This is a genomic window from Agromyces agglutinans, from assembly GCF_009647605.1.
In the GTDB taxonomy this organism is placed as follows: domain Bacteria; phylum Actinomycetota; class Actinomycetes; order Actinomycetales; family Microbacteriaceae; genus Agromyces; species Agromyces agglutinans.
In genome coordinates this window covers 88,550-104,332 of record NZ_WJIF01000007.1, presented here as the reverse complement: position 1 = coordinate 104,332, position 15,783 = coordinate 88,550, and the positions used below count along the sequence as shown (strand labels likewise).

Annotated in this window: 9 protein-coding genes and 1 tRNA gene; 4 read left to right on the top strand and 6 right to left on the bottom strand. The window is 68.5% G+C overall.

Annotated features, from left to right (window positions below; translation table 11 throughout):
* Positions 1–99 precede the first annotated feature (99 nt).
* Positions 100–4,452, bottom strand: a complete 4,353-nt coding sequence (locus tag GE115_RS12610) for an Ig-like domain-containing protein (protein ID WP_153685144.1) — start codon at positions 4,450–4,452, stop codon at positions 100–102.
* Positions 4,453–4,616: 164 nt separating this feature from the next.
* Positions 4,617–7,049: a LuxR C-terminal-related transcriptional regulator gene (locus GE115_RS19115; protein WP_281350862.1), complete on the bottom strand. Its 2,433-nt coding sequence runs from the start codon at positions 7,047–7,049 to the stop codon at positions 4,617–4,619.
* 228 nt (positions 7,050–7,277) lie between these two features.
* On the opposite strand from GE115_RS19115, the gene GE115_RS12600 reads away from it, so the two are divergent.
* Positions 7,278–7,354 (top strand) — tRNA-Met (locus GE115_RS12600).
* Between the two features lie 228 nt (positions 7,355–7,582).
* Here the strand turns inward: GE115_RS12600 and GE115_RS12595 are convergent.
* Positions 7,583–9,400 carry a hypothetical protein gene (locus tag GE115_RS12595; protein WP_153685143.1) on the bottom strand — a complete coding sequence of 606 codons (1,818 nt, stop codon included), beginning with the start codon at positions 9,398–9,400 and terminating at the stop codon, positions 7,583–7,585.
* Positions 9,401–9,465: 65 nt separating this feature from the next.
* The gene (locus GE115_RS12590; protein WP_153685142.1) at positions 9,466–10,500 is read right to left on the bottom strand and encodes a site-specific integrase; all 1,035 of its coding nucleotides are present in this window, start codon (positions 10,498–10,500) and stop codon (positions 9,466–9,468) included.
* Between the two features lie 125 nt (positions 10,501–10,625).
* Between GE115_RS12590 and GE115_RS12585 the strand changes: the two genes are divergently transcribed.
* Both GE115_RS12585 and GE115_RS12580 read left to right on the top strand, forming a co-directional pair.
* Positions 10,626–11,015: a hypothetical protein gene (locus GE115_RS12585; RefSeq protein ID WP_153685141.1), complete on the top strand. Its 390-nt coding sequence runs from the start codon at positions 10,626–10,628 to the stop codon at positions 11,013–11,015.
* A gap of 593 nt (positions 11,016–11,608) precedes the next feature.
* Positions 11,609–11,863 (top strand): hypothetical protein, encoded by a 255-nt coding sequence (locus tag GE115_RS12580; RefSeq protein WP_153685140.1) that lies wholly within the window; start codon positions 11,609–11,611, stop codon positions 11,861–11,863.
* 271 nt (positions 11,864–12,134) lie between these two features.
* On the opposite strand, the gene GE115_RS12575 is transcribed toward GE115_RS12580, so the two are convergent.
* Together GE115_RS12575 and GE115_RS12570 are read right to left on the bottom strand one after the other, a co-directional pair.
* Positions 12,135–12,692, bottom strand: a complete 558-nt coding sequence (locus GE115_RS12575; RefSeq protein WP_153685139.1) for a potassium channel family protein — start codon at positions 12,690–12,692, stop codon at positions 12,135–12,137.
* A gap of 48 nt (positions 12,693–12,740) precedes the next feature.
* Complete coding sequence (locus GE115_RS12570) at positions 12,741–14,198, bottom strand: DUF2252 domain-containing protein (RefSeq protein ID WP_153685138.1); 1,458 nt, start codon at positions 14,196–14,198, stop codon at positions 12,741–12,743.
* Between the two features lie 368 nt (positions 14,199–14,566).
* Here GE115_RS12570 and GE115_RS12565 point away from each other — a divergent pair, with 368 nt between their 5' ends.
* On the top strand, positions 14,567–15,769 hold the full coding sequence (locus GE115_RS12565; protein ID WP_172979899.1) for an AI-2E family transporter: 1,203 nt from the start codon (positions 14,567–14,569) through the stop codon (positions 15,767–15,769).
* Positions 15,770–15,783: the final 14 nt, after the last annotated feature.

Genomic DNA, 15,783 nt, shown 5'->3' with positions numbered 1-15,783 from the left:
GACGGGCGCGAGCGGCCGGCGGGTCCAGCCGCGACGCGGCGGATGCCTCGGGTGCGCTTCGCGCCCGGGGCATCCGCCCGCTTCGGCATCGGCCGGCCGTCATCTCGGGGGCAGCGTCAGGCTGTCGCCGGGGAGCCCGGTGAGCGAGACCTGGCTTCGGCTGCGCAGCGACACGACGTGCTGGTACGAGTCGCCGATGCCTGCCCCGCGGTCGACCATCGTCGCGACGAAGAGCTGACCGCGCCGCCCGTCGAGCGTCGCGAGGCCCGTGACCACCAGGCGACGTTCGCTCGCGGGACCGGTGACCGCGTACGCCAACACGCTCGTCGCGGTCATCGAGGTCACGAGGGCCCCGTTGGGTCGCCGCTCGAGGTAGGTGAGCTCGGCGGCGCGCGGCAGCACCCCGATCGGGGCGATCGTCGGGAGCCGGAAGCGGAACTCCGCCGTGTTCCCGTTGGCGAGCGTCGTCACGGCGGCGCCGTTGGGCGGTTCGGCGATGACGGGCCTCGTCACCGTCGAACCGGCGAACGATCCGCCGACGGCGACCCGGAGCTCCGGCGTGCCGGGCGCCGTTCCGGCCGCGAACCGGCAGGTCACGGTCACCGTGCCGGGTCGGCCCGTCGTCCCGGGCACCACGGTGCCGATGAGCGGCGTGCAGGTCGCGGCGGGCCCGGCGGCGGGAGTGAGGGTCACCCGCACGTCGGCGGGCGTGATCCTGCCCAGGTCGCCCGGGCTGCCGTCGGCGTCCTCCGACACGACTGCGGTCACGGTGAACGCCGGCGCGGTGCCGTCCACCGGCGCGGCGATCGGCCCGCTCGGCGACGTGATGCGCACGGTTGCCCGCTCCGCGGCGACCGTGATCGCGACGGATGCCTCGGCGCACGCGCCCTGCGCGTCGCACGCCCGCAGCACCACGGGATACGTGCCGGGTACCGCGGTGACGACGCCGGCGAGCGTCGGTGCCGCTCCCGCCGTGAGCGCGAGTCCGGCGGGCAGGCCGGAGGCCGTGATCGTCAGCCCGGTCGTGCCGTCCTCGGGGTCGGTCGCCGTGAACGACGTCGACGAGGCATCCGAGTACACGAGCGACCGCGCTGCCGGCGCGGTGATCACGGGCGGCAGGTTGGGCGAGGCGATCTCGATCGAGAACGAGGCCGCGAGGCTCCGCGATCGGTGCGGCGGGGCCGACGGCCCGTCGTCGACCAGCATGACCGTGACGGCGGCGGTGCCGGTCGCGACGGGCGTGAACGTCAGTGTGCCGTCAGCCGCGACCGAGGGTTGCCCGTCAGGGGCGAACAGCGAGGGATCATCGACGACGACCTCGAAGTGCAGCCCCTGCCCGGACTCGTCGGCGGGGCCGGCCGATGCGGCCGTCGCCCAGCCGGCCATGGTGCGCGGCTGGCCGTCGGCGACGGCGTCCTGGTCGTCGCCCGCCGTGAACGACGGAGCGTCGTTGATCGCGACGAGGTCGAGGACCACCCGGCCCTCTGCCGAGAGCGGCGCGGCGCACTCGTCGCCCGGAGCGCCGCAGGCGTCGGGCGCGCCGCGATCGGTGACGCGGTAGCCGAATCCGTCGAGGCCGTGGGCGTCGGCGATCGGCGTGAACGTGACGACCGAGCCGTCGAGCACCGCTGTGCCCCTCGCCGGAAGGCTCGTCAACTCGTAGACGAGGTCGGCGTCGGCCGTCTCGAGGTCGTCGACGAGTTCCGCGAGGTCGAGCGTGCGCGGGTGGTCCTCGGCGGCGTCGATGGCCGGACTCGACGCGCTCGGCGGGGAGTTCACCCACGTGATCTCGGCGGATGCCTCCGCGTTCGCGACCGCGCCGTCGTCGTCGATCGCGGTGACCGAGATCGCCTTCGACCCGCCCGTGGCGTACGTGTGCTGCACGGCGAAGTCGCCGCATGCGGCCGAGGCCGTGGCCTGGGTCGCGCAGTCGGCCGGCTGGAGCGAGGGGGTCGGGCAGACCGGGTCGGCGGCGAGGGCGTCGCATCGTGCACTCAGCTCGGTCGGCTCGCTGCCGTCGCCCCAGTCGATGGTGATCGCCTCGGTGTCGAAGCCCGGGTCGGCGATCGTTCCGGCGAGCGTCACCGGTTCACCCGGCACGCCCGTCAGGGGTGTCGTCGGAATGAAGAGCTGCGGCGGGGAATTCGCCACTCGCGCACCCCCCGAAGCGGCGGCGACCGGGCCGTCACCGGTGTCGCGCACCCCGAACTCGATCGTCACGCCGTTGCCGGAGCCGCTCGGGTCGTCGGCGTAGCGGTGCTCGAAGGCGAAGTAGAGGGGGCCGTCGTACTGCGGGCAGTCGCCGAGGCAGCCGGTGCTCCACGTCGGTTCCTCCGTGAACGGGCAGGCGGCTTCCTCGTCCGAGCAGGGATACGCGCCAGTCGTCGTCGACCCGTCGCCCCACTCGATCGCGTACGTGCCGACATCCTTCTCGGGGTCGGCGATGGAGCCGCGCAGCTCGACGGTGCCGCCCTCGATGACGTCCCGCTCGTCCTCGTCCTGGATGCAGACGATGCCGGCGATCGCGCGGTCGCACCACGGTCGCAGGGCGACCGTGGGCTCGTCGTTGACCGGTGCGACCGTGATCGTGGCGACGCCGCTGTCGCCGCCGGCTTCGTAGGTGAACGAGTCGGTGCCGCTGAAGTCCGCTGCCGGTTCGTAGGTGAACGAGCCGTCGGCGGCGAGATCGACGGCGCCGTGCGTCGGCGCCGCGGTGACGACAGGTGCGTCGGCGACCGCCTCCGGGTCGTCGTTGGCGAGCACGCCGCCGTCGGCGGAGACCGACAGGGCGGCATCCTCGGCCGTCTCGTACGCGTCATCGACAGCGTCATCAGCCGTGACAGTCACGACCGCCTTGGCGCGAACGCGGTGACCGGCGGCGTCGCCGGTCACATACCGGTAGACCGCCTCGCCCGTGAACTCGGGGTCGGGGACGTAGTGCACACTCCCGTCGCCCTGGAGCGTCCAGACGCCGTGCCAGGTCGATCCTCCGCCGGGGTACTCGTCGTCGAAGTCCGTCGTCTCGGGAGCGAAGTCGCCGTCGGCATCGGTGTCGTTCGCGACGAGGTCGATCGTGATCTCGCGGTCCTCGAGCGTGGTGACGAGGTCGTCTCGCGCGACCGGCGCGTCAGGGGTCGGGGCGACCTCGAAGACGACCCCACCATCGGCGAGCGAGCCGTCGAACGGGGCATCCGAGCCGGTGTAGCGGAAGCGGTCGACCCCGGTGAAGTCGGGGTCGGGCGTGTAGGTCAGGCCCGTGATGACCTGATACAGCGGGACCCCTGGGATGACGTCGCGCCAGGCGAGGTCGAGCCGGCCGTGCGCCGTTCGGATCGGCGTCTGACCGCTGACCGTGGCCCCGCTCACCGTCCGCACGTAGTTGGTGTTGACGTCGTTGCCGAGCAGGTCGGCCGAGGTGAGGGTGATCGACGCGTCCTCGTCGGTGACGAAGCCGTCTTCGGCCGGCCGCGGCAGTTCGGGGACCCACGGCTCCTTGATGGTGATGGTGACGCGCGCATACCGCTCGCCGAACAGCAGGACGGCGCCGATCGCATCCGGTTCGTACTTGGGAAGGCTCGCGGCGTGGTACAGGAAGGTGTCGGTGCCGACGAAGCCGGGTGGCGGCGTGTAGACGAAGGACCCGTTGGCGCCCACTTGCGAGACCGTGCCGCCGCGGAACGTGGTCTGGGAGGTGAAGTTCGAAAGGGGCTGCACGTTCCATCCGCCTCCCGGCCCCTGGACCGCGACCCTGGTGATCTGCGCCGTGTACGCTCCCCATCCGTAGGCGTTGTCGCCGCTCCAGTTCAGGTCGTTCTCGAGCACGCCGCAGTAGATCCCGCAGACGAGCTTGCCGACCCGCAGCGGTTCGTCCCGGTATCCGACGAATGCGTCATCCACCAACCGCGCGAGCGTCGCGGGCTTGATCGTCACCGTCGCGACGTTCGAGCACGGCGAGCCCGCGACGTCGTCGCTGTAGACGTACTGGAACGAATCGCCGCCCCAATAGCCGTCCTGCGGAACCCAGACGAACGTGCCGTCGGGATTGAGCGTGAAGGATTTCGCATGGTCGGGGCCGTCCCAGAGGTGAGCGACCGCGCCCCAACGCTGGACGGGAGACCGGGTCTCTCCCAAGAGATCGATGTACTGGTAGTCGTTCGCCAGCACGGAGTCGGTCGAACTCACCGTTCGAACCTGCTCGTAACGCGGTGGACTCGTGAACGAAGGCGCCGCCTCGAGCGCCTCGGCGTCGCGATCGTAGCTGTCGCCGGTAGCCCCCACGTACGGGTTGGCGTACCACCCGTCGAAGATGCCGTTGTAGCACGAGACGCTCATCCCGTCGGCCGCCGCCGGCTCCGCGGGCGCTGTCGGCCCCGCGACCATCGCGACCGACACGGTCGCGACGAGTGCCGCGCTCGCCGCGACCGCGAGCGCACGAGTGATGGAACCGGACATGTGCAGCCTCCGTCCGCGCCCGCGACGCAACTGCGGCGAGCGCTCGAGCCCGATGAAGCAGGAGGTCCGGCGCGACCTCCTTCCGGAAGCGCGCCCGACGGCCCGAGGCTACGGCGGCCGGTGCCGGCGCCGCATCGGGCAAATGCCCGGGTCGGCGCCGAGGTTCACCTCGCCGCGGTGCCCGGCACGAGCCCCCGGCGGTGCGCGACCGCCGTCGCCTCGGCCCTGCCGCGGACGTCGAGCTTGCGGTAGATCGCGACCGAGTGGTGCATCACCGTCTTGACCGAGAGGCCCAGTTGCGCCGCGATCTCCTTGTTCGTGAGTCCTTCGGCGAGCACGGCGAGCACATCGGCCTCGCGCGGGGTGAGCGGATCCGGATCGGCTTGCCCGGCCTCCGGTGCTGCCGCGTGCATGTCGAGCCAGGTCGCCGCCTCGCGTGCGGCATCCGGGATCGCGAGCGCCCCGCCCGCGCCGATGAGCTGCGCGGCGCGCGCGGCGCCGAGTCGCTCGTCGAGCCCGGCGAAGGCGCGTTCGACGGCGATCCGGCTGCGCGGCGCCATCGCGCGCAGCGTCCGCTCGAGGTCGGCGCGCACCGCGCCGAGCATCCTGGCGGTGAAGGCGTCGTCGCCGATCTCGTCGGCGATCAGCGCCGCCTGCACGAGGGCGATCTGCGCCTCGACCAACCAGCCCGCCGGGTCGCCCTGCACGAGCTGTTCCGCGAGCCACTTCGCGGCGGCCAGCGGGCGACCGGCGGCCCGCTCCTCGCTCGCGAGGGCGGCCAGTGCGAAGCGCTCCAGTGTCGACTCGCCGCGCGAGCGCGCGAGCTCGCGGGCCGCCTCGAGCGGCGGCACGGGTGTGCCGGGCGGCACGGTTCCGGGAGGCAGCGTGTGCAGGACGACCGCCGCGGAGACCATCGCGTAGGCGTCCTGCACGCGCTCGGCGCGGTCGAGTGCGCCCAGCGCGAGTTCGAGGGCCCCCTGGACGTCCCCGCCGGCATGCGCGGCCGAAGCCAGCCAGACCTCGAATCGCGCCGACCACACCGGCTCGGCGCGTTCGCGTGCGATCCGCGCGCCGACGGCGGCCGCTTCGACGGCCAGGTGCAGGTCGCCGGTCGAGACGAAGTTGAGCAGGGTGACCAGCCTGAGCTGCAGGTCGAGGTGGGGCCACGCCCGCGCATCCACGAGTGCGGCCGCCCGCTCGCGACGGTCGGCGACGAGGTCGCGCAGTCCGCCGCCGTCGGGCGAGAGCGAGAGCAGGTGCGAGCTCCACATCCAGACCCGTGCGGCGAGCGGCGGCGCGAGGTCCGGAACACGGCCGGTCGCGATGAACTGCTCCAGCAACTCGGTGATCTCGACGATCTCGGGGAGCCCCGCGAGCACCGGCGCGCAGGCGACGAGCCAGGTGGCCGCGGTCTCGGGGTCGTCGGCGTCGAGCCGTCGCGCGATCCCCACGAGATCGCGCCGCAGCACCCGGGCGACGTCCACCGACTCGGACGGGCGTGCGGCTTCGAGGGCGAACGCGGCTTCCTCCAGCCATCCGGACAGCGCGGCACGCCGACGGGAGGAGCGCGTTCCGTCGTCGGGATGCGTCTCGCGCACGTAGGAGCGGACGATCGGCAGGAGGTCGAACACGGGCTCCGTCGACGCGCGTCCGACGACCGGTTCGACGAGGCGCACGTCGACGAGTCGCTGCAGGGCGTCGAGGGCTTCGGCGGTCGGCCGCCCGCTGACGGCGACCGCCGCGCTGAACGGGACGGGTCCGGCGAAGCCGGCCAACTCCGCCAGCAGGTCCCGCTCGGAGGAGGCGAGCCCGCCGAGCGTCGACGACAGGGCGTCCCGGACGCCGACCGCGGGAGTCCCGACGCCGCGCCGGGCGAGCAGGTCGAGCCCGTGGCCGCCGTCGCCGCGCAGACCGCGCACGAGCTGCTCGGGCGAGAGCATGGCGGTGCGGGCCGCGGCCAGCTCGATCGCGAGGGGCAGGCCTCCGACGAGTCGGCACACCTCGGCGACGGAGCGCGCGGTGGGGTCGTCGAGGTGGAACCGGGCGCTCGTGCGCGTCGCGAGGTCGGCGAACAGGCGCACGCCCGCGTTCGCGCGGATCTGCTCGAGGCCGGCATCGGGCGGCGGGGGCGCGAGGGGGAGCAGCTCGAGGCGGGCGTCCCCGGGCACCGTCGCGCGGTCGGCGACGACGATCGCGAGCCGGCGACACGTCGACAGGAGCTCGGTGAGCGCCGCCGGCTCGATGCGGCACGCTTCCGCGTGATCCACGACGAGGACGGCGGGGCGGGCGCCGATCGCGGCGGCGATGGCGTCGACGGCGTCGACCCCGCCGGTCGAGTCGACCCCGCCGGTCGACGAGACGCCGGGCCGACCGATGCCGAGGCGCCGCACGACCTCCTCGAGGAGCGGCGCACCCTGGGCCGATCCGGCCAGGTCGGCGCCGAGCAGCCACGTGCCCGGCGGTCGCGACTCGGCGAACGCGGCGAGCAGTGCCGACTTGCCCACTCCCGCGCGGCCGTGCACCGCGACGAGTCGTGCCCCGGTCTCCAGCAGGCGCGCCAGCTCGGCCGACTCGCGTTCCCGCCCCACCAACCGCATGCCTGCCGCCTCGTCGCGCAGCCGGGGTGGATCGCACGGTCGCCCTCCGGCCGCGGCACCCCAGCCCGTTCCGGGCAGTCGCCCGATGGGGTTCAGCGTACGGGAGCGCGACCGCGCGCCGGAAGGATCAGCGCCGGAAGGATCCGGCGGGCGGGGACGCCCCGACACTGGTCGAGCAGCCCGCGGAACTGTCGTAGACTGGAGGAACCGCCGTGAGGCGGCCAGCGTCGCGGGGTGGAGCAGTTCGGTAGCTCGCTGGGCTCATAACCCAGAGGTCGTAGGTTCAAATCCTGCCCCCGCAACCACGGCGCCATCGGAGAATCAGCTTCTGATCTTCGGAAAATGGTGCAGAAGAGGCCGTGACCAGAGAAATCTGGTCACGGCCTCTTTCTCTTTGCCGTGATGGGGCTCTCGTTGCCGCCTGACAAGCTACCAACGGGCCATCGCGCTCGGTTAACGACGAAAAGCCCGCCGTCTGGGCAGGCTGAAGCGTCCGATACGCGGTTGTTGTGCTTGGAGTTGGGACGACGTGTCTAGCTTGGTGGCCCGTGCTCGATCGGCTGCCGGCGAGGCAGGGAGTTGCCCTGCGGATCCTTTCGGCGGCGTGCGCGGGTTTTCGGGGCGCCCTGACGCTCAGCGTCAGCTTGGAAGAAGCTTCTGATGCGAAGCAGGTTCTCGGCGACGACCGCCAGTGCCGTCGCCAGGTACGTGAAGGCATAGCCTCGCCCGGATCGAAGGTCGGGCTCCTCGATGTCGAACTTGGTCGCTTTCTTCAGGAGTCGATTGGAAGCCTCGACCAGGCTGCGCGTTCCCTTGTATCTGTGCCATTCGGCCGACTGGTAGGCGTACTTCTGGACATGCTTGATCGGCTGTGGTTTCCGACGCTCCGAAGGATTCCCCTTCGTGCCGCCCTTCGGCTTCGTGACGAGCGCAGCGAGGTGCTTGGGAGCGTCGATCTCGGGGACGAGCATCGGGATTGTGATCGACGCGCGGTCCGAGAGCGGCCTTGGTGGGACGAGCGAGCGTTCCGGATCAGGGTACCGAAAGCGTTGTGCGCCATCTCGGTCGACGAGCCCGTGTTCCTTCATTCGGTATCGTTCGCGGTTCTTGATGTTGTTGATCAGCTGACTGTGTTGGGCGGGAGCGTCATCGATGGTTTGACGGTGCTCGGCGATCTGTTCGTCGCGTGTCGGCGCGTCCTTGGAGTGTGACAGTGCGCTGAGGGCGGTCATGGCGCCGCTGACGGCATCCTCGAGCGCTCTCAGTCTCTGGCTTGCTTGAATCAGCCCGATCGGCATCCAATTCACGTACCAGTTCCCATCGACCAGGATCAGGTCTTCGAACCACCCCTGGAGGCCGAGATCGGTCTTCTTGTATTCGAGGACAAGTTCGCCGCCCGCGAGCCGAACAGGAATGTGGAAGTTCTCGATTTTCTCCCCGTTGTATGCGCGATCGACCGTGACGAGGAAACGGTCGTAGCCGAGGCGCTTGTGCTGGCCGATCAATCGTGCTGCGTGACCCACGAGTTTTCCAGGGCGGTGCATTGAGACCGCGGTCACCAAGGTCGGGAATCGGTCGTTCTCACCCGGCTTGTTCCACATCGTGCAGGCGGTTTCGAGTTCGTACGCCGCGACATCGGTTCGGGCGCCTGTGCCGCCGTGGCTTCCCTTGCGGGTGTATCGGCCGGAGAGCGGGTCAGGGTTGGAGCGACTTCCCCTCGACGAGGCTGAGTTGGGGGTGCCGGCAACCTCGACTTTGGTCGCGTCGATCAGGAGGTTGCCGAGGTACTGCTCCCAGATGTCCCGAGGGACCAAGTGCAGCGACGCATGAAGAATCTTGTTGAGGAGTTCGTCCATGCGGTCGAGCATGCGTTCGGTGTTCTCGATGTACGCGGGCTGTTGAGTCGATTCGAAGAAGTTCTCCCAGGCGGCGCCCTTCAGTCGGACGTTGCGAGGACCGGGATAAGGGTCGAAGAGCTCGACGAGACGGTTCGTGGCTGCCCACATGCGGTCGTACCACTGATCGTGGGTGCCGCGTTTATGAGTCACACCGACGAGATTTCTCAGGTCGTGCTTCAGCCGAAACTCAAGTGTTCGGGCGAGTTCGGTGTACGTGAGCGGTTTTCCAGCGAGTGCGTGCGCGACAAAGAGGACGAGAACGGCGTCCATCGAGACAAGCGGCTTCCTGCCCGCGTTTGACTTCCGGGCCTGCGTTTTCCACTGTGCGATCATCTCAAGGGCGCCCGAAGCAGCGACAACCTTATGCGCGAGTTCCACATGAACCTTCGGCAGGGACTCGAGCGCGGTCTCGCGATCGTAGTCCTCGAGTGATCGACCGAAGAGGGTCTGCATTCGGTGTTCGAGGAGCTGGGCGCCGCTTCGAGGCATCAGATCTCGATCGACCGGTTTCGTCGGCGTCAACGCTGCGCCGATCCGCGGAGTGCGTTCCGATATGCCGTCGGTCCGACATCGTCGACGAACGCGAGGTAGCGATCCAGGTTGTTGAATTGCGCCATTCCTGCGGCACGCATGAGCTCCTTGATTGGGGTGCCTGCGGCGAGGTGCGTGACGATCCAGGTCGTACGCAGCCTGAGGCCGTTGGGTGCCGTGCCGCTGGTCCTTTCCGTGAAGCCGTTGAGCAGGCGCTTGTTGCTCTTCTGCCCCTCGGTCATCCAGAGCGGACCTTCCTCGGGGAGCTTGGCAAGCTCTGCCGTGATCCACGGTTCCCACCGGCTGAGGACGGGAACCTCCCGGCGGGCGCCGCCCGTGCCCACAGTTACGACGACGCCGTGCCCGTCGACCGTGACGTCGCGGCACAGCAAATCGAACTCACCCGGCCGCACCCCAGCTCCGGCGCCGAGCGCCAGCATGAGGCGCGCCTTGCGCCGCTTGAGCTCGGTCGCCTGGCCACTCGCCCAGAATTCGAACGCGATCATCTCTTCGGCGGCGTAGGGCGGCGCGATCTGGCGGCGCTTGATGGGTTCCATGCGCTTCTGGAATCCGCTGGGATTCACGCGCTCGGCGGCGGTGGTGAGCTTGGATCGGTAGGTCCCGCGAGAGCCGTCGGTGAGTTCCAGCCCACTGATGTAGGCGTCGATGACGCGCGGCGTGAGAAGAGCCTCGGCGTCCATCGGAAGTCCTTGCTCGGTGACGCACCAGACCAGGAACGGGCTGAGGACGCGCATCATGCGCGCGGCATCGGTTGCGTTGTCGGATGAATGCGCGGCGATCTCTTGAGCGAACGGTGCGATTCGCTGCCAGTCGGACTTCGGAGCTTTGGGTGCGTAGCTCTCCACAGCGTTGATCACCTCCGTCGGAACGTTGCTGCCATATCGGTTCTCGGAAACGAGGTCAGGTGACGTGAGGTGCGCCGGTCGGGCTCCGATGCCCGCGCGCTGCGAGACGGTGGGGCGGGTGAGGTCGATGGATGTGGTGGCCGCGGAGTTGGTCATGCAGGACTTGGTGTGCGGCGACGAATGGGGTCTATTCGAGTGATCTAGGCGAAAAATGCAACAATCAAGGCAATAACCAGCATCAATCGGGCAGTTATTGAGTTTCGACGGCGGATAATATCCTCATGGATTATTCGAAGCGATCAATCCGAGATCGGAATCCGGCCCGAACGGGCTTCGCATTCGAGCCAAGAACGCTCAGCGCGGTCCCCGCGGTGTTCGGCCGCTCGAGTGCGCCGTTCCTCCCGATCGCGGGATTGGGCGACGGTGACCCTCGGCTTCGCGCCGCGCAGCTGCAGCACCGCGTGGCAAACGCAGTCCGCGAGGAGCTCCTCGCCGGCGGGCTGTCACTCGAGCAGTATCTAGGGGCCGTTGACGTTCACGTGCCTGGTCTCAGCTATGACCGGGTGATTCGACTCCTGCGGGGGAAAACGCAGATGCAGTTGGCCGACGTTTTGTTTTGGGCCGATCGCCACCCTCGCGTCCGCGAAGTCGCGGTCGCACAATTCGACTGAGTCGTGAGATTCGTAGTCATCGAAGGGCATCACCTCCGGCCTGTACCGGTATTATAAATTACCAGATTTCGCTCCTTCTTGGTGCGATGCCCGGTCGTGACCAAGCGCATGGTCGACGCAGCCCGTCGACCGCTCGGGGTGGCGGGGTGGAGTGCGCGCTGGGTTTCATTGATGGCATGTCCAGACCGGCCGGCCGCGCAAGCGAATCGCGCCTTCGAGTTCGTGTTCCAGATACTCTTTATTCATGCCACGCACCCCGCGACCCGATCCTGCGGAGCTCGCGCCGGGTTGGCCGGACCGGCCATCGGGTGACGCCGCGGGGGAGGCGGCCCGTCAGTTCGCGTCAAGGCTTCGTGCAGCGATCGGCGACGACAGCATTCGTTCAGTGGCTCGGTCGGCCGGACTCAGTCACGTGACTCTCCTCGGCTATCTCAACGGATCGACCTGGCCCGACCTGTACGCGATCGCTCGCCTGGAGGCCGCACTCGGCGCATCCCTCGTGGCTGCTCGAACGCGCTGACGCCCGCCAGGTTGGAATGCGCGCTTGGCGCGTCGCTGCTCTTGGCGGCGATCAACGCGGCTATTCTGTCGTCGTGACCGGTAATAAGAATAACCATCTGGTCGACGTTCGACTGTCGACATTGCGAGACAACGTCCTCCGCGCTGTCGGCAGCGTGCCGCTCACCGACATCGCCATGCGCGCTGAGGTAGAGATCGCCGATCTACACACACTCATTCAGAATCCAGCCCGCTCGGACCTATACGTCGTTGCCCGCCTCGAAAATGCTCTCGGGGTTCACCTATGGCCGTCGGTAGAGCAGGCGTCAGGCGAGCGAATCGCGGACTAGTGCACTGGGGTGAGCTTGCCTTGTTGAGGCGGGGGCCGCCTGAGGTCAGCGTGAATCTCGTGTGTTCGATGCGCAGGATTGGTGTTGCAGTCGCCGCACCTTCACCGGGCAGTTTCTCGGGCGGGTCTGTCGGACCTGGGCTCGACCGAAGTGCGCGGCTCCGGCACAGCGAGACTGTCTTCCCGGTGGCGGACCGGCTTGCGGGCGTCTTTCCTCGGCGAGAATCTCCCCCGGAATTTGTACGTAGCTCTCGCTCGTGACGGCCTAATGCTTATGACCCGGCGCTCGCTTCGGCGTCATTGGCCTCGCGGCCGCGTCGGACCGCTGCGGTAAGCAACCGGACGCCGGCGCCGAGAACGACGAGGTTGAGGATCATCTGAGCCATGGCGACGGTCCGCGTGGCCTGGGTCGCCGGGCTGATGTCGCCGAAGCCGACTGTCGAGAACACGGTGACGGTGAAGTACAGCGTGTCGAGGCGGCTGAGCGGGTCGGTACTGAAGCTCGCGGGCTCTGCGCTTGCCATCAGAAAATAGGTCGCGGCGAACAGCAGTAGGTAGAGCGGTGCGATGACGGCGAGTGCCTCGATCCCGCGCAGTCCCGGTTGCGGCGATCGGAGGATCGCCCGGACCTGCCACCACGACACGGCGAGGAGCACCAGTGCAGCCAGCGCTAGGACGACCGCAACGGGCACCCCGTCGATCCAGGCGAGCGGAACAAGAAAGTAGACGGTTACGAGGATGACCGTCATGAGGAAGGCGCGGAGCAGCCCGCGCAGGATGTACCGACGGCGCTCGGCTGACGACATCACCGTCCCGATGGTCTCGGTCATCTCTTCGCCTGCCTCTGGTTGCTGTTCGGTCGTCGCCGTGCGAGCGGCTCACACGCCGTCGGCGGATTCGAGCCGTCCCGATGCCACCGCATCTGCGAATGCGACGAAGTCGCGGTCATTCTGGTCGGCGTAGTCGCGTGCGAACGCGGCGATTGCGCGTTCGAAGCGGTCACTGTGCCCCAGGTATGCGGCGATTGCGACTCGGTCGCCGGCACGGGCGTGCGCTCGAGCGAGCGTCTCGCCGCAGAGGCGCGCATATGCCCGGGCCGCCGAGGCACTCATCGTGTCGATGTCGGCGGAGCCCTTCCAGTCATGCAGTTGCCGAAGGTAGAAATCGCGTTCGATCCCGTCGGTTCCGGTCTCGCGGCGCCATCCGAGGAAGATGTCGCTGGCCGCCTGCATCAGCCGTTGCCCCCTGACCACTCGTTCGCCGTGGTTGTCGTATTGGCTTCGTGGCAGGAACCGTTCCAGCACGGAGGCCTCAGCCTGTTTCGCCTGCAGGAGCAGGTAGTCGGCGTCGTCTCGGCCGCGGAGGAGCACGATCCATGCTCGTGTTCCGACGCTGCCGACGCCGACGACCTTGCGCGCCATGTGCGCGTACGAGAACTCGCGCACGGGATGATTCTGGTACTGGAGGGTGGATCGATACGACTCGAGCACTCCTCGCATCCAGTCCTCCTCCTGCTCCCGCCGACGTCCGATCGGGGCCAAATGCTCTATCGGGACGATGAGCGGGGGATCGGCGACGATCCGCATCCGGCCATCAACTCTCTCGACGAGTTTCGCCACGGCGCGGGTGCTGTCCTTCGTCCTCGCCTTCGCGAGGGCGGCGTCGGCGCGCTTCGCCAGCTTGTCGGCACCGCGCTGAGACTCCTGTTCCGCGGTGACGAAGTCCGTCACGCGGTCGGCGTCGAGCCGGTCGTACCAGGCGTCGAGCACTCGCGATTCGGCCGCGCGCTGCATTCGCTCGCGATAGGCACGCACGACGGTGAGGTTGATCTCGGTGCGTTCCTCGTCGGGGAAGGCCCGGCTGCGCCCGGCGACCTCGAAGCTCGTTGCGAGCCGCTTCACGTCCCACTCCCATGGGCCCGGTAGGGTCTCGTCGAAGTCGTTCATGTCGAAGATCAGCGTGCGTTCTGGAGTGCCGAAGACGCCGAAGTTCGACAGATGTGCATCACCGCAGATCTGGGTCGTGATCCCCGATACCGGTGTGTCGGCGAGGTCCGCCGCCATGAGAAGTGCCGCGCCTCGGTAGAACGTGAACGGCGACACCTTCATGCGTGAGTGCCGGATCGGGACGAGCTCTGGCACGCGGGTGCTCGCCTGCTCCTCGAGCAGGGCGACGGGGTCGAACCGATCGGGTGGGGGCGTCCAGCATTCATGGTCGGAGCGCGGAGTGCGCCGGCGTGCTTCCCGTCCGTACGCGGCGCGGGCTGCGAAGTCTGCGGCCGCCGGCGCGAGCGCATCGGATTCGGCGTGCTCTCCCGTTGCGGTCTGGATGCTCATTCTCGGACCTCTCCGATCCCTCATCGACTTCCAAATACGCGGTGCCGCCGCGGCTCGCAGAGCCCTCGCCGCGCCGTCTGGGTGCGCCAGCGGGGACTTCGTTCGGCGACCGTCCTGTTGCGTACCCCACGCTCGGCCTCGCGGTGCCCTGCTCGCCACACGACCATGGCCAGTACACGCGGGGACCCATCGGGTGGCATCACAACAATCGAATGATTCGGACATCGCAGCCGGTGGTTAGCGTCGTGGGGGACGGTGAGGGTCTCCAGTAGCGAAACCCGCCAAGTGAATCGCCAGATCGACACCGGATGAACTGAGATCGGAGCATCATGTGGTGGAAAAGGAAGCGATCCAAGGATGCGGCGTCCATGGGAGACTCCGGGGTCGTCGTGTCACCCGTTGAGCCCCCGAACGCACACCGCAATGCCTTCATCCTGATCGGACTTGGCGGCGCAACCATCGCCGCCTTCGGCCTTGCCGCCATCGCCGGCGTCTTCGCCCCCTTCTTCCTCGGCGTCGTGCTCACCATCTGCGTGCACCCGTTGCGAGTGTGGCTCGAGAAACGCGGGGTACCGCGCGGTATCGCGACCGCAGCGGTCATCATCGCCGTGCTGGCGCTGCTTCTCGCGCTGGGTTATGCCCTGCTCGTCGCGTTCGGCCAGTTCGGGGCGCTGTTGCACGAGTTCAGCGCCGAGATCGCCGCATTCGGGCAGGATGTCGCGGCGTGGCTCTCCTCGATCGGCATCGGCGCCGATGAGATCGACGACGCCGCCGCGAACTTTGACCCGGCTGCGCTGCTCGGATTCTTCGGTGGCCTGATCGGCGGCATCACCGGCGTCTTCTCGCTCCTCGTCATCGTCTTCACCATGCTGCTGCTCATGGGCATGGACGCCGCGTTCGTGCCGACCCTCCTCCGGCAGCTGTACCCGGCACGGCCGCTCGTCGTGGCATCCCTCGTCACGTATGGTTCCAACGTGCGCCGGTACATGGTGGCGACCGCCGGGCTGGGGGTGGCGCAGGGCGTTCTCAACTGGATCGCGTTGATCATCCTCGGCGTGCCTGGCGCGTTCATCTGGGGACTGCTCGCATTCATCTGCTCCTTCATCCCGAACGTCGGCTACTTCATCGCCCTCATCCCGCCGATCGTCTTCGGCGCCCTCGTGGGCGGCTGGCCGACGGTAATCGCGGTGATCATCGTGTACGCCGTGATCAACGGCGTCATCCAATCGGTGATCCAACCCCGCGTCATCGGCAAGGCCGTGAACCTGAGCCAGACCATCACGTTCTTCTCCGTGCTCTTCTGGGCCGTCGTGATCGGTCCGATCGGCGCGATCCTCGCGATCCCGCTCACTCTCCTCGTCCGCTTGATCCTCGTGGATTCCAACCCGGCCATGGGCTGGATCCGGCCGATGCTCGGCGAGCTCGACGAGGCGAAGGCGGTCATGGCGCAGTTCGACGCCGAGGCGAAGGCTGAACGGATCGCACGGAAGGGCGGCAAGCCGGGTGGAGTTTCGGAGGCGTCCGGCAAGGCCCCGCCTCTGAGTTCTGATGAGCCCTCGCCGGTGCCGTGATCGCCGTGAAACAC